This window comes from Streptomyces sp. NPDC093018, from assembly GCF_040684035.1.
Taxonomy (GTDB): domain Bacteria; phylum Actinomycetota; class Actinomycetes; order Streptomycetales; family Streptomycetaceae; genus Streptomyces; species Streptomyces murinus.
This window is the reverse complement of the sequence record NZ_JBFBFF010000004.1, coordinates 231,782-253,413: the sequence shown is the minus strand read 5'-3', so window position 1 is coordinate 253,413 and position 21,632 is coordinate 231,782. Positions and strand designations below refer to the sequence as shown.

Annotated in this window: 21 protein-coding genes, 2 tRNA genes and 1 pseudogene; 13 read left to right on the top strand and 11 right to left on the bottom strand. The window is 70.4% G+C overall.

Annotation, left to right across the window (positions count from 1 at the left end):
* Nucleotides 1–32 precede the first annotated feature (32 nt).
* Nucleotides 33–1,370 carry a VWA domain-containing protein gene (locus AB0N90_RS11750; protein WP_365195227.1) on the top strand — a complete coding sequence of 446 codons (1,338 nt, stop codon included), beginning with the start codon at nucleotides 33–35 and terminating at the stop codon, nucleotides 1,368–1,370.
* Between the two features lie 60 nt (nucleotides 1,371–1,430).
* Complete coding sequence (locus AB0N90_RS11745; RefSeq protein WP_365195225.1) at nucleotides 1,431–3,356, top strand: FHA domain-containing protein; 1,926 nt, start codon at nucleotides 1,431–1,433, stop codon at nucleotides 3,354–3,356.
* Nucleotides 3,357–3,382: 26 nt separating this feature from the next.
* Here the strand turns inward: AB0N90_RS11745 and AB0N90_RS11740 are convergent, their stop codons facing one another.
* Entirely contained in the window at nucleotides 3,383–4,354 is a 972-nt protein-coding gene (locus AB0N90_RS11740; protein ID WP_365195222.1) for a methyltransferase domain-containing protein, read from the bottom strand.
* Nucleotides 4,355–4,434: 80 nt separating this feature from the next.
* On the opposite strand from AB0N90_RS11740, the gene AB0N90_RS11735 reads away from it, so the two are divergent.
* Nucleotides 4,435–4,839, top strand: a complete 405-nt coding sequence (locus AB0N90_RS11735; RefSeq protein ID WP_361668245.1) for a globin — start codon at nucleotides 4,435–4,437, stop codon at nucleotides 4,837–4,839.
* A 24-nt stretch (nucleotides 4,840–4,863) separates the two neighbouring features.
* Here AB0N90_RS11735 and AB0N90_RS11730 read toward each other — a convergent pair whose 3' ends face one another.
* From AB0N90_RS11730 to AB0N90_RS11705, 6 genes and pseudogenes are all read right to left on the bottom strand, one after another.
* Nucleotides 4,864–5,556 (bottom strand): hypothetical protein, encoded by a 693-nt coding sequence (locus tag AB0N90_RS11730; RefSeq protein ID WP_365195220.1) that lies wholly within the window; start codon nucleotides 5,554–5,556, stop codon nucleotides 4,864–4,866.
* Nucleotides 5,553–5,975 carry a thioesterase family protein gene (locus AB0N90_RS11725; protein WP_365195218.1) on the bottom strand — a complete coding sequence of 141 codons (423 nt, stop codon included), beginning with the start codon at nucleotides 5,973–5,975 and terminating at the stop codon, nucleotides 5,553–5,555. Before AB0N90_RS11725 ends, AB0N90_RS11730 begins: the two co-directional genes overlap by 4 nt.
* Nucleotides 5,976–5,981: 6 nt before the next feature.
* Nucleotides 5,982–7,646, bottom strand: a complete 1,665-nt coding sequence (ettA, locus tag AB0N90_RS11720; RefSeq protein WP_086810910.1) for an energy-dependent translational throttle protein EttA — start codon at nucleotides 7,644–7,646, stop codon at nucleotides 5,982–5,984.
* Between the two features lie 661 nt (nucleotides 7,647–8,307).
* Nucleotides 8,308–9,066, bottom strand: coding sequence for a hypothetical protein (locus AB0N90_RS11715; protein ID WP_365195215.1), 759 nt, complete (start codon nucleotides 9,064–9,066; stop codon nucleotides 8,308–8,310).
* A gap of 17 nt (nucleotides 9,067–9,083) precedes the next feature.
* On the bottom strand, nucleotides 9,084–9,725 hold the full coding sequence (locus AB0N90_RS11710; RefSeq protein ID WP_365195212.1) for a hypothetical protein: 642 nt from the start codon (nucleotides 9,723–9,725) through the stop codon (nucleotides 9,084–9,086).
* Between the two features lie 513 nt (nucleotides 9,726–10,238).
* A pseudogene (locus tag AB0N90_RS11705) lies at nucleotides 10,239–10,546 on the bottom strand (NUDIX domain-containing protein); the annotation flags it as partial.
* Nucleotides 10,547–10,704: 158 nt separating this feature from the next.
* On the opposite strand from AB0N90_RS11705, the gene AB0N90_RS11700 reads away from it, so the two are divergent.
* The 3 genes from AB0N90_RS11700 (at nucleotide 10,705) to AB0N90_RS11690 (ending at nucleotide 12,294) form a co-directional block, all read left to right on the top strand.
* Nucleotides 10,705–11,280 (top strand): hypothetical protein, encoded by a 576-nt coding sequence (locus tag AB0N90_RS11700; protein ID WP_365195210.1) that lies wholly within the window; start codon nucleotides 10,705–10,707, stop codon nucleotides 11,278–11,280.
* Nucleotides 11,281–11,513: 233 nt separating this feature from the next.
* On the top strand, nucleotides 11,514–11,804 hold the full coding sequence (locus tag AB0N90_RS11695) for a hypothetical protein (RefSeq protein ID WP_365195208.1): 291 nt from the start codon (nucleotides 11,514–11,516) through the stop codon (nucleotides 11,802–11,804).
* Between the two features lie 157 nt (nucleotides 11,805–11,961).
* The gene (locus AB0N90_RS11690; protein ID WP_365195793.1) at nucleotides 11,962–12,294 is read left to right on the top strand and encodes a hypothetical protein; all 333 of its coding nucleotides are present in this window, start codon (nucleotides 11,962–11,964) and stop codon (nucleotides 12,292–12,294) included.
* A 21-nt stretch (nucleotides 12,295–12,315) separates the two neighbouring features.
* Here the strand turns inward: AB0N90_RS11690 and AB0N90_RS11685 are convergent, their stop codons facing one another.
* The 4 genes from AB0N90_RS11685 to AB0N90_RS11670 form a co-directional block, all read right to left on the bottom strand.
* Entirely contained in the window at nucleotides 12,316–13,668 is a 1,353-nt protein-coding gene (locus AB0N90_RS11685; RefSeq protein ID WP_365195791.1) for a TQXA domain-containing protein, read from the bottom strand.
* Nucleotides 13,669–13,931: 263 nt separating this feature from the next.
* A complete protein-coding gene (locus tag AB0N90_RS11680) occupies nucleotides 13,932–14,408 on the bottom strand; it encodes a single-stranded DNA-binding protein (RefSeq protein WP_361668258.1) in 477 nt (158 codons plus the stop codon).
* Nucleotides 14,409–14,640: 232 nt separating this feature from the next.
* Nucleotides 14,641–16,578: a GTPase gene (locus tag AB0N90_RS11675; RefSeq protein WP_365195206.1), complete on the bottom strand. Its 1,938-nt coding sequence runs from the start codon at nucleotides 16,576–16,578 to the stop codon at nucleotides 14,641–14,643.
* 333 nt (nucleotides 16,579–16,911) lie between these two features.
* Nucleotides 16,912–18,534 (bottom strand): dynamin family protein, encoded by a 1,623-nt coding sequence (locus AB0N90_RS11670; protein WP_361668262.1) that lies wholly within the window; start codon nucleotides 18,532–18,534, stop codon nucleotides 16,912–16,914.
* Nucleotides 18,535–18,808: 274 nt separating this feature from the next.
* Here AB0N90_RS11670 and AB0N90_RS11665 point away from each other — a divergent pair.
* The 7 genes from AB0N90_RS11665 (at nucleotide 18,809) to AB0N90_RS11635 (ending at nucleotide 21,621) form a co-directional block, all read left to right on the top strand.
* Nucleotides 18,809–18,884, top strand: a tRNA-Arg gene (locus AB0N90_RS11665).
* A gap of 355 nt (nucleotides 18,885–19,239) precedes the next feature.
* A complete protein-coding gene (locus AB0N90_RS11660; RefSeq protein ID WP_365195203.1) occupies nucleotides 19,240–19,578 on the top strand; it encodes a hypothetical protein in 339 nt (112 codons plus the stop codon).
* An 11-nt stretch (nucleotides 19,579–19,589) separates the two neighbouring features.
* Nucleotides 19,590–19,655 (top strand) — tRNA-Arg (locus AB0N90_RS11655).
* Between the two features lie 85 nt (nucleotides 19,656–19,740).
* Entirely contained in the window at nucleotides 19,741–20,298 is a 558-nt protein-coding gene (locus AB0N90_RS11650; protein ID WP_365195200.1) for a GNAT family N-acetyltransferase, read from the top strand.
* Nucleotides 20,295–20,543, top strand: coding sequence for a hypothetical protein (locus tag AB0N90_RS11645; protein ID WP_365195198.1), 249 nt, complete (start codon nucleotides 20,295–20,297; stop codon nucleotides 20,541–20,543). Before AB0N90_RS11650 ends, AB0N90_RS11645 begins: the two co-directional genes overlap by 4 nt.
* Nucleotides 20,544–20,769: 226 nt before the next feature.
* The gene (locus tag AB0N90_RS11640; RefSeq protein WP_365195195.1) at nucleotides 20,770–21,129 is read left to right on the top strand and encodes a hypothetical protein; all 360 of its coding nucleotides are present in this window, start codon (nucleotides 20,770–20,772) and stop codon (nucleotides 21,127–21,129) included.
* A 54-nt stretch (nucleotides 21,130–21,183) separates the two neighbouring features.
* Complete coding sequence (locus AB0N90_RS11635; RefSeq protein ID WP_365195193.1) at nucleotides 21,184–21,621, top strand: hypothetical protein; 438 nt, start codon at nucleotides 21,184–21,186, stop codon at nucleotides 21,619–21,621.
* Nucleotides 21,622–21,632 lie beyond the last annotated feature (11 nt).

Genomic DNA, 21,632 nt, shown 5'->3' with positions numbered 1-21,632 from the left:
GAGCGGGCCGGTGGAGGGGGATTCGAGTTCGTATGGCCAATTTCGCGAAACCGAGCGTGCCACGGTTCTCGGTGGACGTGTACCAGAACGAGTACCTGCCCGAGGGCGGCCGCGAGGTCAACGCCATCGTCACGGTGACGGCGACGGGGGGCGGCACCCTGGGCGGGGGCCTGAGCCCCGCCGCCCCGGACGGGCGGCCCTCCGCCGCCGTGGCGATCATGGTCGACTGCTCGGGCTCCATGGAGTATCCGCCGACGAAGATGCGCAACGCCCGGGACGCCACGGCCGCCGCCGTCGACACCCTGCGCGACGGCACCCACTTCGCGGTCATCGCCGGCACCCATGTGGCCACCGAGGTCTATCCCGGCGACGGGAGCCTCGCCGTCGCGAGCCCCACCACCCGGCACCGGGCCAAGCAGGCGCTACGACGGCTCGCCTCGGGCGGCGGTACGGCCATCGGCACCTGGCTGCGCCTCGCCGACCGGCTGCTGTCCTCGGCGGACGTCGCCCTGCGGCACGGCATCCTGCTCACCGACGGGCGCAATGAGCACGAGTCGCCGGAGGATCTGCGCGCCGCCCTCGACGCCTGCGCCGGGCGGTTCACCTGTGACGCGCGGGGCGTGGGCACCGACTGGGAAGTGAAAGAAGTCACAGGGATCGCCTCGGCGCTCCTCGGCACCGCCGACATCGTCGCCGATCCGGCGGGCCTCGCCGCCGACTTCAGGCAGATGATGGAGACGGCGATGGGCAAGGAGGTCGCCGACGTCGCCCTGCGGGTGTGGACGCCGGTCGGCACCACCCTCCGCTACGTCAAACAAGTCGCGCCCGCCGTCGAGGACTTGACCGCCCGCCGCACCGAGGCCGGGCCGCGCGCCGGGGACTATCCGACCGGGTCCTGGGGCGACGAGTCCCGCGACTACCACCTGTGCGTGGAGGTCCCGCCGGCCGGGCTGGGCCGCGAAATGCTGGCCGCGCGGGTGTCGTTGGTGGTTCCGCAGCCGGACGGCTCGGTACAGAACCTCGGCGCGCAGGGCCTGGTACGGGCCGTATGGACCGACGACATGGCGGCCTCCACCGCGATCAGCCCCCAGGTCGCCCACTACACGGGTCAGGCCGAACTGGCACAAGTCATCAAGCAGGGGCTCGATCTGCGCAAAGTGGGCGATTTCGATGGAGCAACGGCCAAACTGGGACGGGCCGTTCAGCTGGCGAGCGCCTCGGGGAACGCGGATACTGCGAAACTGCTTTCGAAGGTGGTGGACGTGGTCGACGCCGCGACAGGTACTGTGCGGTTGAAGACGAGGGTCGCTCAGGCCGACGAGATGACTCTGGAGACCCGGTCCACAAAGACTGTTCGTGTAAAGAAGTGACCCTGGAAGCCTCCCTGGCGATCCAGCCGGACCCTTAAAGGAAGAAGGGGAAGCACCGACATGCCGACCTGCCCGAACGGACACCAGTCGGGTTCCGACGACTGGTGCGAGGTCTGCGGTCACCGCATGGCCGGTGCCGTACCTCCGCCTCCGCCGCCCCCGCCGCCCGGCGGTTACGGCTTCCCGCCTCCCGGGGCCGGTCAGCAGGGCGCCCGCCCGCCGGCCGCCACCGGCGAGGCCGAGCTGTGCCCGCAGTGCCGTACGCCCCGCGAGGGCGGCGCGCCCTTCTGCGAGGAGTGCCGGTGGAACTTCCTGACCAACACCGCGACCTCGTACACCCCGGCGGCCCCGCGCCCCACGGGCGGCCCGCACTTCCAGTCGCCGAACACGCCGTTCGGCGGCGGTGACGGGTTCGAGTACCAGGGCTCCCGGCCCTCGCAGGTGAACCGTCCGGCCGAGCCGATCCCGTCGTTCGGCAGCGAGCCCTCGGGCCCGACCCCGTTCAACCGCACCCCGCCGAGCCCGCCGACCTCCCCCGGCCCCCCGGCCCCGCCCGCCTTCGGCCGGGTCCCGGGCCAGGGTCCGGGCGCAGGCGGACCGGCCGGTGGTCCCTCCGGTCCCGGTCAGGGTCCCGGCGGCCAGGGTCAGGGCGGCTACGGCTACCCCCAGCCCGGTGGCACCCAGGCCCCGCCCCCGCCCCCGAGCTTCGGCGGCGACCGCGGCCCCGGCACGGGCCCCGGCGCCCCTTCCGGCCCGGGTCAGGGTCCCGGCGGCCAGGGCGGTGGGTACGGCTATCCGCAGCCCGGTGGCACCCAGGCCCCTCCGCCGCCGCCCGGCTTCGGCGGTGACCGCGCTCCGGCCGGTCGCCCCTCGCCCTTCGGCAACGCCCCGGGCCAGGGTCCGGGCGCAGGCGGTCCGGCCGGTGGTCCCTCCGGTCCCGGTCAGGGTCCCGGCGGTCAGGGCCAGGGCAGCTACGGCTACCCCCAGCCCGGTGGCACCCAGGCCCCGCCCCCGCCCCCGAGCTTCGGCGGCGACCGCGGCCCCGGCACGGGCCCCGGTGGTCAGGGCTCCCCCTCGCCCTTCGGTAGCGGCCCCGCCCAGGGCCCCTTCGGCGACCCCTCCCGGCCCACGGGCCCCGGCGGCCAGGGCGGCCCTGCCGGTCCCGGTGGTGCTGCCGGTCCCGGTGGTGCTGCGGGTCACAGTGGTCCTGGTGGTCACAGTGGTCCTGGTGGTTCCGGTCAGGGTCCCGGTGGCGCCCCGCAGGCGTTCCCGTCGGCGGCCGGTGGCCCGCCCGCGCCCCCCGCGTTCCCGCAGGACACCGGGCGTCCCCCGGCCGGCGGTCCGCAGGGCGGCCCCTTCGGCGGTCCCGGCGGCGGCTCCGGTGGCCCCGGCTCCGGTGGTCCCTCCTTCGGCGGCGGTGACGACGACTGGGTGATCTCCCCGCCGTCGTCCGCCAACCCCGCGGGCCCCGGCCAGGGCGGCGGCTACGGCTACCCCCAGCCCGGTGGCACCCAGACCCCCGCGAACCCCGGCTTCCAGAGGGCCCCCGCGGGCCCCGGCTTCCCGGACGCCCCGGGTCAGTCCACCTGGACCGCGACCATCGGCCCGGACCGCGAGTACTTCATGGCGATGATGCACCGCTCCGGCCCCGAGGCCACGGGCCTGAACCTGCCCGCGTACTCCCCCGAGCAGCAGCGCACCCTCACCGGCGACCAGGTGACGATCGGCCGCCGCCGGCACTCCACCGGCGACACCCCGGACATCGACCTGGCCGTGCCGCCGGAGGACCCGGGCGTCTCGCACCAGCACGCGATGCTGGTGCAGCAGCCGGACGGCAGCTGGGCCGTGGTCGACCAGAACTCGACCAACGGCACCACGGTCAACATGTCGGAGGAGCCGATCCAGCCGTTCGTGCCGGTTCCGCTGCGCGACGGCGACCGGGTGCATGTGGGCGCCTGGACGACGATCACGGTCCGCCGGGGCTAGGGTCTTTCGTCCGGATCATGCCGGGATCACGGGAGGGGCCAGGCGTACGGCCCGTCCGGGTCGTCCAGCCAGGCCCAGCCGTGCTCGCCGGTGAGCGTGACGCCGTACCGTTCGCGCTCCGGTTCCTCCTCGCGCTCCCACAGCGCGTACGCCTCCTGCGGGTCGAGCGCGCCCCGGCTCAGGGTCAGCAGGAAGCGGAAGGTGTCCTGCTCGCGGGCCCGGTGCGGCAGCCCCGCGCAGCAGACGCCCTCGGGTTCGGCACGGCCCTGGCCGCGCAGCGGCACGAAGTAGGCGGCCGTGTCGAGGAAGCGGCCCTCGGCGTGCTCCGCGTCCCGCACGGTGAGCGCGAGCAGTCCGGTCGCCAGCGGCAGCAGGACGCGCGCGCCGGGGCGGCACTGGGCGAGCCAGGCGCGCGGCACCGTGGGCAGCGCGCAGGTCGCGATGATCCGGTCGAAGGGGGCGCGTCCGGGCACCCCGCGCGCCCCGTCCCCGGTGACGACCGTCGGGCGGTACCCGGCCGCGGCCAGATGCGCCCGCGCCGACTCGGTGATCTCCGGCTCCAGCTCGACGCTGGTGACGAGATCGTCGTCGCCGAGCCGCTCGGCCAGCAGGGCCGCGTTGTATCCGGTGCCCGCGCCCACCTCCAGCACCCGGTCGCCGTCCTCGACGCGCAGCGCGGCCAGCATCCGGGCCATCAGGGAGGGCTGGCTGCTGGAGGACAGCAGCTCGCCGTCGCGCAGCCGGGTGGCCAGCGGCTCGTCCGCGTAGGCGCCGCGCACCCAGCGCTCCCGGGCCCGGGGGTCGGGACTCTCGCCCCAGCGCCGCTCGTAGCCGCGCGGCCCGGCGACGAAGTAGTACGGCACGAACAGATGCCGGGGCACCCGCGCGAACGGCTCCCGCCAGCGCGGGTCCGCCGCGAAGGCGCCCTCCGCCGCGATCTCCCGCACCATCCCGGCCCGCGCCGCGGTGGCGAGTTCCCCGGTGTCGTAGGCACCCATGGGACCACCCTAGAACCCCCGATCTTCTCGCTGGTCCCAAGACTTGAGTCGTGGGCCGTCCCGTCTGAGACCATGGACGGGTGAATGAGATTCGGCGCGGCACGCTTCAGGAGCAGACCTTCTACGAGCAGGTCGGCGGTGAGGACACCTTCCGCCGGCTCGTCCACCGTTTCTACGAGGGGGTCGCCGAGGACCCCGAGCTGCGGGCGATGTACCCGGAGGAGGACCTGGGCCCGGCGGAGGAGCGTCTGCGGCTCTTCCTGATGCAGTACTGGGGCGGCCCCTCCACCTACAGCGAGAACCGCGGCCATCCCCGGCTGCGGATGCGGCACGCGCCCTTCGCGGTGGACCGGGCGGCGCACGACGCGTGGCTGCGGCACATGCGGGCGGCCGTGGACGACCTGGGCCTGTCCGAGGAACACGAGCGGACGCTGTGGAACTACCTGACGTACGCCGCCGCCTCGATGATCAACACCGCGGACTGAGCCCGCCGTTGGACCGGCGGCGGTTCAGCCGCCGACGCTGATGCCCAGCGCCCCGAGGGAGCCGAGCGCCCCGGCCCGCCGTACCGCGATCGAGCCGTACGGCGTGCGCAGCCGCAGCCACGCGCCCGAGGACAGCAGGCCGGTGTCGGCCGCCTCGGTGCCCGGGCGCAGGAAGCCCAGGGACTGCGCCGCGTGCACGGCGCGCACGGGCAGGTGGGTGTGTCCGATCTCGCGGGACCAGATGTCCCGCCCGATCCGGTCCAGCTCCGCACGGTTGCGCCGCTCGGGCGCCAACTCCTCGCTGCGCGCCCGGAATTCACCGACCGCCGCGGCGACCGTCGCCCGCAGCGCGTCCGGCGCCGGCAGCCCCGGCTCGGTCCGCCAGCCGCCGCGCGGCGGCAGCACACCGGCCCACGGCGGCCCGGTGACCGCACCCGGTACGGCCGCGGTGGCCGCCCGCTCGGACACCGACTCCAGCAGTTCGCCCGCGGAGACGGTGACGTCGAGGGTGACACGGAGACCGTCCTCGTACGGCTTCGCGAGCCGTACCGCGCGTACCGCGAGCACCTCGAAGGACGGTGGCCGGCCGAAGACGGCGAGCGCGGTGCCGGCCGCCTGGAGGCGCACCGCGGCACCGCGGTCGTAGTGGAGCAGCCGGGCGAGGAAGGCGGCGAGGTCCGCCGCCTCCGTCTCGTCCACGAGGTGCAGCACCGTCATGCGGCGACGGCCTCGCCCTCTTCGGCGCCGGCCTTCTCCAGGTACTGCTGGAGGAACTCGCGCTCCTCGGAGGTGATCCGGCGCGGCCGCTGGGCCTCGAAGTCGAACGGTACGACGACGGTCGAGGCCCGCACATAGACCACGTCCGCGTCCTTCACCTCGTAGGTGATGGTGAAGGACGCGGCCCGGATCTCGGTGATCCACAGCTCGATGTCCACCGGGTGGTGCCGGTGGACGAGCTGGCGCTTGTAGTCGATCTCATGGCGCGCCACCACGGAGCCCTGCTGGAAGTCCTTGTCCGGACGGAACAGGAAGTTGATCCGGGCCTCTTCCAGATAGCGCATGAAGACCACGTTGTTGACATGGCCGTAGGCGTCCATGTCGGACCAGCGCAGCGGGCACGCGTAGGTGTGGCGCAAGATCGATCAGCCCCGGGTCAGCTTCTTGTAGGTCGCCCGGTGCGGACGTGCGGCGTCCGCGCCGAGGCGCTCGACCTTGTTCTTCTCGTACGACTCGAAGTTGCCCTCGAACCAGAACCACTTGGAGTCACCCTCGTAGGCGAGGATGTGGGTGGCGACCCGGTCGAGGAACCAGCGGTCGTGGGAGACGACGACGGCGCAGCCGGGGAACTCCAGGAGCGCGTTCTCCAGGCTGGAGAGGGTCTCGACGTCGAGGTCGTTGGTGGGCTCGTCGAGGAGCAGCAGGTTGCCGCCCTGCTTGAGGGTGAGCGCGAGGTTCAGGCGGTTGCGCTCACCGCCGGACAGGATGCCGGCCGGCTTCTGCTGGTCGGGGCCCTTGAAGCCGAAGGCGGAGACGTAGGCGCGGCTGGGCATCTCGACCTGGCCGACGTTGATGTAGTCGAGCCCGTCGGAGACGACCTCCCACAGCGTCTTCTTCGGGTCGATGTTGGCGCGGCCCTGGTCGACGTAGGAGACCTTGACGGTGTCGCCGACCTTGATGCTGCCGGAGTCGGGGGTCTCCAGACCCTGGATCATCTTGAACAGCGTGGTCTTGCCGGCGCCGTTCGGGCCGATGACGCCGACGATGCCGTTGCGCGGCAGCGTGAAGGACAGGTCGTCGACCAGGATCTTCTCGCCGAAGGCCTTGTTCAGCTGCTCGACCTCGACCACGACGTTGCCCAGGCGCGGGCCCGGCGGGATCTGGATCTCCTCGAAGTCCAGCTTCCGCATCTTGTCGGCCTCGGCGGCCATCTCCTCGTACCGGGCGAGGCGGGCCTTGGACTTGGCCTGACGCCCCTTGGCGTTGGACCGCACCCAGTCCAGCTCCTCCTTGAGGCGCTTCTGCCGCTTGGCGTCCTTCTGGCCCTCGACCTTGAGGCGGGCGGCCTTGGTCTCCAGGTACTTGGAGTAGTTGCCCTCGTAGCCGTGCAGCCGGCCGCGGTCGACCTCGCAGATCCAGCCGGCGACGTTGTCCAGGAAGTACCGGTCGTGGGTGACGGCGACGACGGTGCCCGGGTACTTGGCCAGGTGCTGCTCCAGCCAGTTCACCGACTCGGCGTCGAGGTGGTTGGTGGGCTCGTCGAGGAGCAGCAGGTCGGGCTGCTCCAGGAGCAGCTTGCAGAGCGCGACGCGGCGCTTCTCGCCACCGGAGAGGTTGACGACCGGCCAGTCGCCCGGGGGGCACCCGAGCGCGTCCATGGCCTGCTCCAGCTGGGCGTCGAGGTCCCAGGCGTTGGCGTGGTCCAGCTCCTCCTGGAGCTTGCCCATCTCCTCCAGCAGCGCGTCCGAGTAGTCGGTCGCCATCTGCTCGGCGATCTCGTTGAACCGGTCGAGCTTGCCCTTGACCTCGCGGACGCCGTCCTGGACGTTCTCCAGGACCGTCTTGTCCTCGTCGAGCGGGGGCTCCTGGAGCAGGATGCCGACGGTGTAGCCGGGCGACAGGTAGGCGTCGCCGTTGGACGGCTGCTCCAGCCCAGCCATGATCTTCAGCACGGTCGACTTACCGGCACCGTTCGGACCGACGACGCCGATCTTGGCACCCGGCAGGAAGTTCAGGGTGACGTCGTCGAGGATCACCTTGTCGCCGTGCGCTTTGCGCGCCTTGCGCATGGTGTAAATGAACTCAGCCAAGAGAAACCGTCCGGCAGCTTGAAATCTGGCAGTGGGCAGATACACCCCATCTTGCCGTATCGCCACCCCTGCGTGGAAACCCGTTGGGGCGGGGGGCTGTGACCTGGCCTTTCCTTGGCGGCGGCTATGCCACGGCTGTCGCTGTCGGTCGCCATCGAGCACCCCTGGGCACCCTCGCACGGCCCGGAGATGGCCCGGGAACGATCACTCGGGCAACCAGACCTTGGGGTCCGTCGGCCCCAGTGACGCCGCTGCCTGCACCCCGCCTTCCGGTCTCCTGGTGTCAGCTTCGGACGTCACCGGAACAGCTCCGGGACCGGGCATACGTGTAGCGGCTCTTCCGGCTGATCTGCCCGCCTCCACCAGACGTGCCGATCGGCACACCGCCAGAGCGAGCGGCAGGTCCTGCGACCGTCGTCGTCTCGGGAGAGCACGAACCCGCCACGACGGTCGACCCACAACCACAACGCCTGAGCCATCAGCTTGGGAAGCTAAGAGCATCTGGCGGCTGCTCCTACTGACCTGCGGGAGAGCGGTACCGGTACCTGGCGGGAGGGTCGACTGCTCCCCGCGTTCCCCGTGGTCCCCCGCTGGTCCCCCGCTGGATCTGGCACGCCCGTCGCCGCTGCCGTCCAGACCCACGAGCCCGTCTCCCTGCCTGCTAGGGAAGCAGCTTTTCTTCCACTTCCTTTTCGCCAAGCGGAGAGATGTGCGCCACGCCTTTCGAACGGTCATACTCAATCAGCCTTGCTCGGTGAAGGCGATCCAATACCCGCCTATAATTTCCCAGCTTATCTTGCTCCAGATTTTTCGCCAGGTCTTTATCTGATTGCGCTCCAATTTCGGAGTAGAGGAGAAGCAAAGTGCCGTCCGCTAGCGTCAGCGAAGGATCGATAATCCGAGAGACATCCCCAACTTTCCAGATAGCCGGGACGGTCCGATTGACTAGATTTCTGACCACTTCGCCGGCCGTCGCGGTGTCCGTGTTGTGAAAAATGCGGACCAGTTCTGCCATTACCCATTGGGTTGTATGCAAAACAAAAGTCGCATCCATATGGTTGGCGCCCACCTCTCCACCAACATGCCCCACACCTCGCCGATTGCGCACGTCATATAGGGGTATCAGGACGCGAGGGATGGTTAGACGCGCGGACTCCGAATAGGTCGTGGGGGAATTTGAGAGTCTTTCGCATGCATCCTTGAAGCGTGATGGCTTCTTTGCATTGCCTGGGTAATTGCCCCCATCGAGATGTCCGGCAATGATGGAGTACACAATCTCACAGAACCTACCCCCATTCAGTTCGGAGGCTTCCCACCGCCCTTCTCGATAATTCCTAGTGATCTTATCGAACTCTTCAACCAGTTCGGATCTCAGGGAAGATGGGAGATTACCCAGGGCACTAGTCGGATCGATCTTCATGGGAGTGGTGCGATCCCCTACTTCTTCTTGACCGGCATATCATGTTCCACGAAGTCACGTCCTCGCTGCGTGGTCTTTATGATCCTCATGTTCGATGTATCCAGCCAGCGATTCTTACTGGAAGTTACCTGCAGGGCATTCTCCGGGTTGCTGGGATTCCTCCAAACGGCTTCCTTGTATGCGGCCATCACGTGTCCGACTCCAATTTCATCCAACTCAAGGACTTGTTCGAAGTAGTAGACCGCCAGCAACCCCTTCTGGTCGATTGATGCGGGCTGCTTCTCTTCAATGAACTCCTTGAATGACACCTTCCCCTCTGGGTGGAAGCCGATATCTTTTACAGCAGTCCAGTCTCGCTTAGGCTTCGCCTTCCTTCTTCTCTTTTCCGTAGCAGTGGGTTCGGGTACCGATTCGCCACCTTCGTCACCTTGGATGTTTTCGGCAAGCACTTCGCCCGGAATGTTGCCAACAATGGAGCCATTCCCGTTCCCTGCAGGGCTCTCATGATTGACTCCGCCGATTCCCGTAGGCGAGATGTTCAATGCACCAACGAGCGCCTCAAAAGCCTGCCTTTGCACCTCCTCAGAGGCGAACGCATTGATGGATTCCGCAATACGCGGCATAGAATCCAGAAGTTTGTCGAACTCTTGCTCGCCCATACGGCCCCCGTCCACTGAAAGCGCCATTTTCGACAGTCGGACTCAGCGGCCCCCCGCTGTCCGACCGGCTCATGGTCGCCCCAACCGGAAGGGTTCGCAACCCATTCGGATCATTTTTGACCCACATCGCTCCTAATTAAACAATAGTTCGAATTAAGGAGTGTTGGTGACGAGGTCGATGTAGCGGCTTTGGGGTGGCGCTGCTTTGGCGCGAGTGATCATGGCTCCGTAAGCTTCCAGCGCGGCGGGCAGTCTGTGGGCCTGCCCGGTAAAGCACGACGTTGGGGCCATGATCTTCGAGGCTCGTGCCAAAGTGGCTCCGTAAAGCCGTGGAGCCGACCGACCTAGCCACGACGTAGGCCTTCTCTGACATCAGGCGGTTGGTTGCTGTGCGCGCGGCATGGGCGCCGGCCGGGCTGGAGCGGGGCGGAGACAGGAGCGCAGGCCCGGCCGGGGGCCGGGCCGCGCGCGGGGAGCGGAGCGAGCCGCCGCCTTGATGAAGTAGAGAAGGTCTTATCCCGCTGGGATGAGGCGCTTGCCGTCGTGGCTACGTACGTGCGGCCGTTCCCGTCCAAGGCGTCCAGGACGCCTGACCGTGAAGACCTCGGACATACGCTCGCTGACCTCATCGGGCGTGAGCCAGGAGACAGCTGTGGACTCGCTTGAAGTGCATTCGGTGCTGCCGGAGGACTTGCAGCGGAAGACCGGGGCCGCGATGCCGCGGGCCAAGTTCTTGTAGACGCCGGTCAGTTCATCCACCTGCCGTGGATACCTGTCTCCTCCAGGACCTCGCGGGCTACGCTCGCCTGAGACGGCCCCTCATCGGCGGGAAATCTGCTGATGAGGGGCCATTTTCTGTCCTCACGCGGCGAACCTGTAAGTACCGGGAGGCGATGACGCCAAGCCGCAAAAGGTCATCCGCCTCCGCCGCACTGCGGGCAGGATGCCGCTGACGAATCTCTCCAAATCAGGGAGTCAAATGGGAAGCGCACTCATCGGCTTAGCCGCTGCGGTGGTAGGCGTCACGGGCACGCTTGTTGCCTCTGTTCTGTCGCAACGTCTGTTGGCTCGCGATCAAACGGCACAGTTTCAGCGTCAGCAGCAGGCGGTTGACGCTCAGTGGCACCGCGAGCAGCAAGTAGCCGAGCTGAACCGCCGGCGCGAGGGCTACATGCAAGTCAACGCCTCCTTCCGGCGCTACCGAACCCAGCTGATGAACTTCCTGTGGTCTGTGCACAAGGAAGCTGTCACACCGGATGAACGCGAGTTGGTCGAGGAGGCCCGACGCGACCATCACTCCGTCCTCGCTGAGGCTCAGATGGTCGCGTCCGCAGCGGTTTTGGTTGAGCTGGACGGGATGACGAACGCCCTGTCCAGGGTCTACCGGCGGATCATGTGTCTGGAAGAAGGGAATCCGGATCCGGATGGGTCATTCAACGAAATACGGACAGACTTCGTTCAGCTTTGGGAGCGTTGGGAGGGGATGCGCGCCGTGATGCGCGCCGATCTCGGCCTCGGAAGCGTCGTGGGCGAGCCGCCCGCGATCAGTCCCTGAAGCACCCTGCCTCCGCCGACGGCCCACAGACGGCCCCAGCTGCCCGACACGGCCCCTCGTCGGCGGAAAACCTGCTGGTGAGGGGCCCTTTCGTGCCCTCCCCTGGCAGGTAACACCCCGTCTTGCCGTACGGCCACCCCTGTGCGGAAACTCGTTATGGCCGGGGGCTCTGACCTGGGGCTTCTTCCTGTCTTGCGCACAGGGTCCGGCCACTGGGTGTGTAGCTTCTCGTCATGCCGATCTTCCTCACGCTCTCTTTCGGAGCTCTTGCCGCCCTGATGGCCGTGATCAACGCCCTTCAGGTCCTTCTCGGCCGTCAGCTCATCAAGCCGTCGGCGAGCGGACGTTCCGCTCCCCGGCTTCGGGCCGAGTCGGCCGCCGCCGCCCTGGCGATGCTGGGGGCCTCCTTGGCGGTTTTCGGCGTCCGGTTCAGTGGCCGGTTGACCGTGGTGGGCGCGCTCGTGATGGCGTCCGGATGGATTGCCCTCATGGTCGCGCGCAGGAAGTTCGCCGCACGTTCGTAGGGCCGATTGCCTCCGGGACTTCGTAGAAGGGGCGGGTGAGTAGGTGTACGGGAGCGAGGTGAGTACGCGCGCTCTGCGCGGGGCGGGGGCCGGGGGCGACGCTTTGGGCATGCGTCCAGGAATGTGGTGGAAGAAGTTGGGCGGGCAATCCCTGTGGATGCTCGGGATGGGGGTCGTCGCGGCGGGGCTGTGGGCCAGTTGGCTGGGGAGTACGGAGAGCGGGCCGTACGAGGTGTGGCAGGTGGCCGGGCTGGTGCTGAGTCTGCTGGTGGTGGTCTGCGGGGCGGCGTTCCGGCGGCGGGTCGTGGCAGCGGTGGCCGGGACGACGGCCGGGCTGACGGTCGCCGCCTGGTACGACTGGTCCGACGACTCCAGCGGGCTCTTCGCGGTCGGCGTGGCCATGGTCATGCTCGGGAGCCTGACCGCCACCACCCTCGTGTCCACGCTCGTCAGGTACGTGGCCCCGGGCCCGCGGCGGGCGGGCCGCTGATCCGGGCCACGCCCGGCGAGGTCACTCGCCCGGCTGCTCCCGCTTGCGCAGGAGGACCAGGACCGCGCCGCCGATGACGACCAGGCCTATCGCGGCACCGGCGATCACGGGCGTGACGGCGGAGCCGCCCGTCGCGGCGAGGTCGGTGTCGTCGGGGGTGGGGGTGGTGAGCGGGGTCGGTTCGCCGACGGTCTGGGCGGCGGCCTTGGAGACGATCGTGCCCTGGATCCTGCAGTCCAGGACGCCGGTGAAGCGGCGAGTGAAGCCGTTCGGGCCGGTGATCGTGAAGTCGTAGCCCTGGTCCTCCTGGAGGGAGACCGGGACGGTGCGCGTGGCGCCGGCCGGGACGGTGTGCTCGGTGCCCATCAGGCTGAAGGTGAAGGGCTGGTCGCCCTTGTCGACGGCCGTGATGTCCACCGTGCCCTTGGCGCAGTCCTTGCGCGCCGACACCGCCGGTATCGCGCCCCGCGCGGCCCAGGCGGCCGTCGCGCTCGCGGAGACCGCGGACTCGCTGGAGCCGGCCAGGATCTGGGTCTGGCTGCGGCTGTCGGAAGCGAGGGCGCGCCCCACCGGGACCGTCGTCGACGCCTGCACGGTCAGCTGGGCGGAGCCGTCCGCCGCGTCCTCGGGGATGTCGAAGTAGATCCGGCTGCCGTTCTTCGCCGTGGTGAGCGCCTTGCCGGTCTTGTCGGTGATCCGCACCCCGCTGGTCGCCGCGTCCGCGGGCGGTATCACCGCGACCGCGCCCGCGTTGGTGTGCACGGTCACCGGTCCGACCACGCTCCCGGGGCGGCCGGAGACCGCGGCCGGGTCCAGGGTCAGCGAGGCCCCCGGCTCGCCGCCGGCGCGGGCGCTGCGCTGCAGGTAGTCGGCGAGCTTCTCGGCGCCCGGGGCCACCGCGTCGACCTTGGCGTGGTCCGAGTACCGCCAGATGGCCACCTGGGTGCCGGTCGCCGCGTCCTGCTCGGTGAGGCTCCCCACGCCGGCCCGGTGGGCGAGCGCGGCGAGGTCGTTGACCTGGGGGTAGGAGTGCTGCACGATCCAGTCGATCTTGCCCGCGTCCCGGTTGGTGCCCAGCGAGGTGCCGCTCCAGGACGTCTCCTGGTAGCGGGCGTCGCGCTGGACCGGGCTGTGCAGGTCGACGCCGTACGTCTGGAGGGTGCCGCCGCCGTCCACGGACATCTCGAACAGGCCCGCCGACACCCGCTGGTCGCCGCCGGCCTCATGGACCACGGCCTCGCCGAAGATCTTCAGGCCGTCCAGGGCGGCGCTCGCCCCGCCCTCGGTCTGCGGCGCCACATCGGCCGCGGCCGTACCCGCGCCGGACAGCACGCCGGCCGCCACGAGCCCGGACACCGTGGCGGTGGCGGCCAGGCGGGCCACGGTGGTGGACCGGCAGAATCCAGAGAGCGCAGCAAGCACAGAATTCCCCTTCGAGCAGGACCCGTTGGATGTGGGGGACGGGTCCCACCAGCAGAATCGGCGGCCCCGAGGGGCACGCCCGGCATCCTATGGACTCGGGCTGTGCCTCTCTGGCCGGTCGGATGATCCGATGGCGTTTCCGATCCGGAATCGTTATCGCCGGACCGTCCCTGAACAGCGCTTATCGATAAATCCACCCGGTCGAACAGCTGACTTCACGTCACTGTGGCTGGTTCCGAGGCCTGTTGGACGGCGGTGTCCGCACCGGTGTCCGGCGGGATCGGGGTCGCCCAGTCGGGCTCGGGCCGGGCGGCCCCGGCAGGGGGTTCCGGTTTGCCCGCGCGACGGAAGACCGCCGTGCCCCGCGAGAGGTCATGGCCGATCGAGGTGGCGTCGATGTCCGCCGACGCCCACTGCTGCTGCCCGTCCCGCCCGTCGGTGCGCACCTTCAGCCGGCCCTGCACGACCAGCGGCTGCCCCACCTCCACCGAGGCCATCGCGTTGGCGGCGAGCTGGCGGTTGGCCCACACCGTGAAGAAGTTGGTGTGCCCGTCCGTCCAGGCGCTCTTCTCCCGGTCCCAGTAACGCGCGGTCGCCGCGAGCCGGAACCGCAGCGACGGCCCCGCCGCCAGCTCCCGGTACACCGGCGCGGTCGCCACATTGCCCACCACACAGACCACGGTCTCGTGCATCTTCGCGCTCCCCTCCCCCGCCCGGCGCCTCGGCCGGACGGGCGGACGTACATACGGGCCCGTCCCGTACGGCGGCGTCTGCCACGACCTCAGACTGCCTCCGTCGGGCCGAGCCCGCTGAGCCCTGTGGACGGCCCCCGCACCTGTGGAAAACTCCGCCACCCACACGAGTGACCATCACCGGCGCACCGTCGCCGACGGACCATCGCCGACGGACCGTACGGCCCCGAACTCACCCCACCCCGGCCTCCGCCCGCACCACCCTCCCGTACTGCTCCCGCACCTCCCCGTACCGCAGCAGCTCCGACGCCACCGGATCCAGCACCCGCGCCCGTCCACAGCTCGCGGCCGACTCGCGCAAGCGCCGTTCCGCGTCTTGGCCGTACCGCCTCGCGGGCCCCCGCGCGGCCATCCGGCAGCCCCACTCCACCAGCGGCCCGCCGACGATCCCGCACACCATCAGCAGCACCGGAACCCCCAGATCGGGCGCCATCACCCCGGCGATCTGCCCGACCAGCCACAGCCCGCCCGCGATCTGGAGCAGCGTCATCGCCGCCTGGACCAGCACCGCCGCCGGCCACCAGCCAGGACGCGGCGGCCGCCCGGAGGGACCCCCGGCCCGCTCCGCCAGCTCGTCCAGCGCCTCCGGCAGCCCCTGCGCACCGCGTACGGCCGCCTCGCGCACCGCCTGCGCCCAGGGCACCGGCAGCCCGGCCGAGGCCCGGTCGGCCACCGTACGGACCGCCTGTTCCACGCGCTGCCGCGCCGTCGCCTCCTCGTCGGTCTGGGCGCCGCTCTGATGGCGGCCGGTCGCCGCCGTACCGCGCTTCTGGTACCAGCGCCACAGCCGCAGCCAGGGCGTGCCGCAGGCCCGGTTGGCGTTGCGCAGCCAGGCCCGTTCGGCGGCCTCGCCCGCCGCGGTGGCGCCCACCGCGTCCGCGAGCCGCGCGGCGAAGTCCTCGCGCGCCTCCTCGCTGAGCCCGGCCCGGCGCCCGGCGGCGTAGACGGGCCGCAGCCCGGCCGCGGCGGCGTCCACATCGGCGGCGACCCGGCGGGCCGCCGCGCCCCGCTCGGCCACGAACTCGCCCAGCGACTCGCGCAGTTCACCGACGCCCTCACCGGTGAGCGCGGACAGCGCGAGCACGTTGGCGCCGGGTTCCCCGTGCTCCCCGAGCGCCACGCCGTCCTCGTCCAGCAGCCGCCGCAGATCGTCCAGGACCTGGTCGGCGGCCTCTCCGGGCAGCCGGTCGACCTGGTTGAGCACGACGAACATGACCTCGGCGTGCCCGGCCATGGGCCGCAGATAGCGCTCGTGCAGTACGGCGTCGGCGTACTTCTCCGGGTCGACCACCCAGATCACCGCGTCCACCAACTTCAGGATCCGGTCGACCTGTTCACGGTGTTGTACGGCCGCGGAGTCATGGTCGGGCAGGTCGATCAGGACCAGCCCGCGCAACTGCTCCTCCGATTCGGGGTTGTTCAGCGGGCGGCGGCGCAGCCGGCCCGGGATGCCGAGCCGGTCGATGAGTCCCGCGGCGCCGTCGCTCCAGCTGCACGCGATCGGCGACGAGGTGGTCGGGCGTCGTACCCCGGTCTCCGAGATGGCCACCCCGGCGAGGGAGTTGAACAGCTGTGACTTTCCGCTGCCGGTGGCGCCCGCGATCGCGACGACCGTGTGCCGCCCGGACAGCTTGCGCCGGTCCGCCGCCTCGTCCAGCACCCGGCTCGCCTCGGCGAGGGTCTGGCTGTCCAGCCGGGTCCGGGAGAGCCCGACGAGTTCTCGCAGGGCGTCGAGGCGGGAGCGGAGCGGGCCCTCGTAGGCCAGCGGGACGACGGTACGGGCGGCCGCGCCACGGGCCGGGACCGGCTCCAGGGGGGCGGCGAGCGCGGCGGCGGCCGAGGCGTCGGTGATACGGCGGGCGATGAGGCCGTCGTCCCAGGAACCGGAGGAGGCCGGGCTGCCCGAAAGCTCCGGTGAGTCGGCGGGGGCGGCCAGGGCGCCTTCGGGACCGGAGGTGCGGGGGGCGCGCGCGGCGCGAGGGGTGCCGCCGGGCTCACTTACCGGCGCACCGGGGCCGCTTGCCCCTCCCCGCGCGCCCAGGGCCGCTTCCTCCCCGTCCCCGCCGCCCTCCCGGGCCTCGTCCTCCACGACCCCGGCCGCGTCCGGCATCGGCGTACCTCTCTCGCCCCGGTCCTCCGCGGCCGGAGCAGCGGTGGCCGTCGTACCGTCTCCGTCTTCTTCGCCGTCCCCCGCCCCCCGCTGGTCCCCTCGGGCGCCCTCCCCCTGCTTCCCGATGTCGACGGCCCTCGGCCCCGCGATGTGATCGATGGGATTGCCGGGACCCATGGAGCCCATAGGACCCACGGGACCCACGGGATTGACGGGGCTGGTGGGATTGGCAGGATTGAGGGGATTAAGGGGATTGAGGGGGCTCATGGGGTCCCTGGGCTCGACGCGATCTGTGTGGTCCATGTGCTCCTGGTCAGTGACGGCGGACACCGGTCACCTCTCCTTCTGCAGTACGGACAGGGCGGCGATGAGTTCGGCCTGGGGCTCGGGATGGATGTCGAGGGCGTCGAGCGGGGCGAGGCGGCGTTCGCGTTCACGGTGGACGACGCGGTCCACGTGCTCGGTGAGCAGCCGTTCGGCACGGTCGCGCAGGCGCAGCGCGCCATGGGCGCCGACCCGGTCGGCGAGCCGTTCGCCCGCGTGGCGCCCCCGGCGGCCGCCCAGCAGGGCGGTGGCGACCAGGGCGGCGACGGCCTCGGGGTCGGGCGCGACGCTGCGGTCCAGCTCGCGCACCTCGTCCTCGGCGTACTCCTCCAGCTCGCGCCGCCAGCGCCGTACCGCGAGGCCGATACGGTGCTCCGCGCTCTCCGGCGAGGGATCGCACCCGGCGAGTCCCGGGGCCGCGGCGGCGGGCTCGCGGCGCCAGGCCTCGGCCACCCGCTCGTCGGCGGCGGTGACGGCGCACAGCAGCAGCGCGCCGAGGCTCTCCACGAGGGCGTCGAGGAGTTCGCCCGCGGTGCAGTCCAGGGGGAAGGCGCGCCAGCGTTTGAGGGCGCCCCCGGCGAGTACGGCGCCGGACTGGAGGCGGTCGCGCAGCCGCGCGTGCTCCCTGTCGTACGCCCCCTCGACCGCGGTGGTGAGCCGGAGCGCGGCCGCGTACTGGGCGGCGGCCGCACCGGCCAGCCCAGGCATCCGGGTTCGCAGCGAGTCGAGGAGTCCATGGGCGGTACGGGCCATGACGTACTGCCGGGCACCGGGGTCCTGGGCGTGCTGGACGAGCCAGGTGCGCAGGGCCGCGACGGCGGTGGCGGGCAGCAGACCGGCGCTCCAGACGGACTCGGGCAGCTCGGGCACGGTGAAGCGGGGTACGTCGCCGAGGCCGGCCTTGGTGAGCAGGGCGGCGTACTGCCGGGAGACCTCGGAGACGACCTGGTGGGGCACGCGGTCGAGGACGGTGACGAGCGTGGCGTCGTACTCCTTGGCGGTGCGCAGCAGGTGCCAGGGGACGGCGTCGGCGTAGCGGGCCGCGCTGGTGACCATGACCCAGATGTCGGCGGCGCAGAGCAGTTCGGCGGCGAGGACGCGGTTCTCGGCGACCAGGGAGTCGACGTCGGGAGCGTCGAGGAGGGCGAGTCCGCGCGGGAGGGTGTCGGCGGTCTCGACGCGCAGGGCGCGGACGGGGTGGTCGCCGGGCAGGTCGCCCGGGAGCAGGAGGTCGTCGTCGCGGGGGTCGTGGTGGGGCACCCAGACGCGCGCGAGGTCGGGCAGGACGCGCATGCCGCTGAACCAGTGATGATCCGCCGGATGGCAGACCAGGACCGGGGTGCGGGTCGTCGGCCTGAGCACTCCGGCCTCGCTCACACGGCGCCCTACGAGGGAGTTGACGAGAGTCGACTTCCCCGCGCCGGTGGACCCGCCGACCACGGCCAGCAGCGGCGCCTCGGGTGCCCGTAGTCTGGGTACGAGGTAGTCGTCCAGCTGGGCTAGGAGTTCGTCGCGGTCGGCACGCGCGCGTGGGGCACCGGCCAGGGGCAGCGGAAAGCGTGCGGCGGCGACACGGTCGCGCAGAGCGGAGAGTGTGTCGAGCAGCTGAGGCCGTACGTCCAAGGTCACCACATGTGAAGAATGCCCAATTTTAGGGGAATTCTGAAGCATATGGACATGTCTGCGCGCCGACGGAACAGAAAGGGCGGATGGGGCGACTGGGACATGGGCGCGGGCCAGGCATAACGAGTGCACAACACCCGGTGGCGTCGGACGCCAAAAGCACTGCACGATTCGTACCTGCCTGCGATTATCAGGACCGCTTCACCGAACCTCCACATCGAGCCACGGAGGCGAAGCGACAGGGTCGGCGAGCAGGGACCTTTATCCTTGAACGCGCCACCAGGCCCCCGTAGCTCAGCGGATAGAGCAGGCGCCTTCTAAGCGCTTGGCCGCAGGTTCGAGTCCTGCCGGGGGCGCCATCCGTCGCCCTCCCTTCGGGGAGGGCTTTTTGCTGGTCAGGGCGGGTACGGCCGGGCGCGCGTCAGCCCCGGAAGCGCCTCTCACGATCAAGGGCGGACTCCGAGACTGCTCGGCTGTTACCGGGTTTTCGCGGGTGCCCGTGCCGAAGTTCTGGCCCGACGGGCCACCCGGCGTACGACTCCCAGGGAAGATCTCCAGCCGCTTCGAGCCGTCTCCTCAGATCGGGCAGCTGCCCGTCGACACGGCGGGCGCAGATGGCCAGGAGCACGGCGACACTGTTCCCGACCCACTCCCTGCCACAACCGCTGAGCGGTCACCTCTGCAAGACCCAGTTGCGCATGCATGATGGCAGGCGTGGGGATCGATGTGGAACTGCACTCTGCTCGGCCGGCTCGCAACTGGAAGAAGTCTCGCGCGACGTTCTTGCGCGGGAGCCGCGGGCACGCCGATGCGTTGGCCGACGCCTTGGGGTCGCTTCACTATCTCGGTGCCCCTGGTCGACTCACCGCAGTCGACCTCTACGGGGACACGGTGATGAACGAGCAGGAGGCCGAAGCCGCCCTCGCCGAAGTACCCGGGCTGAGGGAACGGTGTACGGACGAACGGCAGCGCGCAGCGCTGGATGATCTCGCGGCTGTGCTGCGGGAGTGCGTCAACACCGTGGGCAGTTACGTATGGTTCGCCGGCGACTGAGTAGCACGCGGGGGTGCGCCGGTCGACACGCCAAGCGCCGTCTAAGCGCTTGGCCGTAGGTTCGAGTCCTGCCGGGGGCGCCGTCCGTCGCCATCAAGCTCCCAGCTCCAACCGCCTACGGCGGGCCGCCGAGGCCCCCGCGACCGTTGTTAGGCTGCCCGCATGTCCGTTGAGGCCGAGCACGTCGAAGTGCGGGCAGCCCGCCGTGCGGACGCGGTGGCTGTGGCGGAGATCTGGTACCGCGGTTGGTGCGACGGGCACCTGGGGAACGTTCCTGACGCGCTGGTCGCGGTGCGGACGCGGGAGTCCTTCGCGGAGCGTGCCCCTCGCCGGCTGGCCGACACGGCGGTCGCGGTCGTCGGTGGCGAGGTCGCGGGGTTCGTCATGGTGGTCGATGACGAGGTCGAGCAGGTTTACGTCGCCGAGCGGCACAGAGGCGTCGGGGTGGCCGTGGTGCTGCTGGAGGAGGCGGAGCGCCTTGTCGCAGCCGGTGGTCACCGTCAGGCGTGGCTGGCCGTCGTACCGGGCAACGCTCGGGCACGACGGTTCTACGAGCGCAACGGGTGGACGGACCAAGGGCCGTTCGAGCAATTCGCACCGCGCGACCAGGGACAGGTGACGGTGCCCGCGCATCGGTATGTGAAGCGGCTCGCCGACGACGCGGCTCGGCGGCGGAGCACGGGCCGACCTGTTAAAAAGCCCCCGAGTCCCCCGGCATGACCACTTCCCCTGATCGCGTCGGCAGCAGAGAAGACCTGGCGGCCTTCGTCCGTTCCCTGCGTCTCCACCACGCCGAGGAGGGGATGTCCTGGGAGAACGCGGACCTTTCGAGCTTCCTGGATGCCTTGGCGGCCTGGATCGACGACGCGGACGGCTGGTACGGCAACACCGGCCGGGAGCTGCCGCCCGGCGGCGACTGGGCGTTCTTCGCACGAGCTCTGCGAGCGGCAGCGATGTACGAGTGAGCCAACCGCCACGAACGCACCGGTCGCTCCGTCGCCGGGCCGCTCTCCAGGACCCCGTGCATTCGGCAGCGAACAAGCCACACCCCCGCCAACACGCCGGATTCCCGACCCCCTGACATTGGAGTCCCCGAACGGAACGCGGCTCCGAGCGTTCAAGGACTTTCCCGGGGAGCTCCACGAGCGGGAGTGGAAAGGGTTCGACGGAAGTCGCAGTGAGGCGATCGAGTTGGCGCGGGGCAGCGCGGACTATCTGCTGTTCATCGACGCCGACGACGAGATGCGGATCCGGCCCAAATTCCGGATGCCCGAGCTGACGTTGGACGCCTACAACATCGCCCTGCACGACGGGCCCGTGGTGCACTGGCGAATGACGTTGGTCGCCACACGGCTGCCATGGCGGTACGAAGGGGTGCTCCACGAGCACATCACGTGCGACGCGCCCCACAGCGCCGGGGCGTTGGAGGGGGCCCACATCCTCACCGTCGGGGACGGGGCGCGGCTGCGGGACGCCGAGGAGCCGGAGAAGGCTCTGGCCGCCTATGACAAGAGGGCGGAGATGGCCGGATGGGCGGAGGAGACGTACTAAGCCAAACTTTATGCGGCGCGGCTCGCCGTACAACTCAAGAGACCCGCGAACGAATTGATCGACCGATATCTCCGCGCGTACGAAAGCCGCCCTTCGCGTGCCGAGGCCATCGGGGATCTCACCCGGCTCTGCCGCCTGGAAGGCCGTTGGCCGCTGGCGCACCTGTTCGCCGCGCGGGCGGCCGTGATCCCCCGGCCCGAAGACATTCTCTTCGTCGAGATGTCCTGGCACGAATGGCGCGCGCTGGACGAACTCGCCGTGGCCTCCTATTGGATCGGCGACTACGCGAAGTCCCGGGAGTACTGCACACGGCTGCTGGACGGCGGGAAGGTCCCGGAGGGGGAGCGGGCGCTCATCGCCGCCAATCTGGAGTTCGCCCAGGAGAAGTCGGCGCCTGCGCACCGGCCGCACCCGCCCCCACCCCCGCGTGAGCGCACCCCGCCGTCCGACATACTTCGAGACGCTCGAACACTCGGGGTGCTCGGATCGTGAGGGGAGAACGG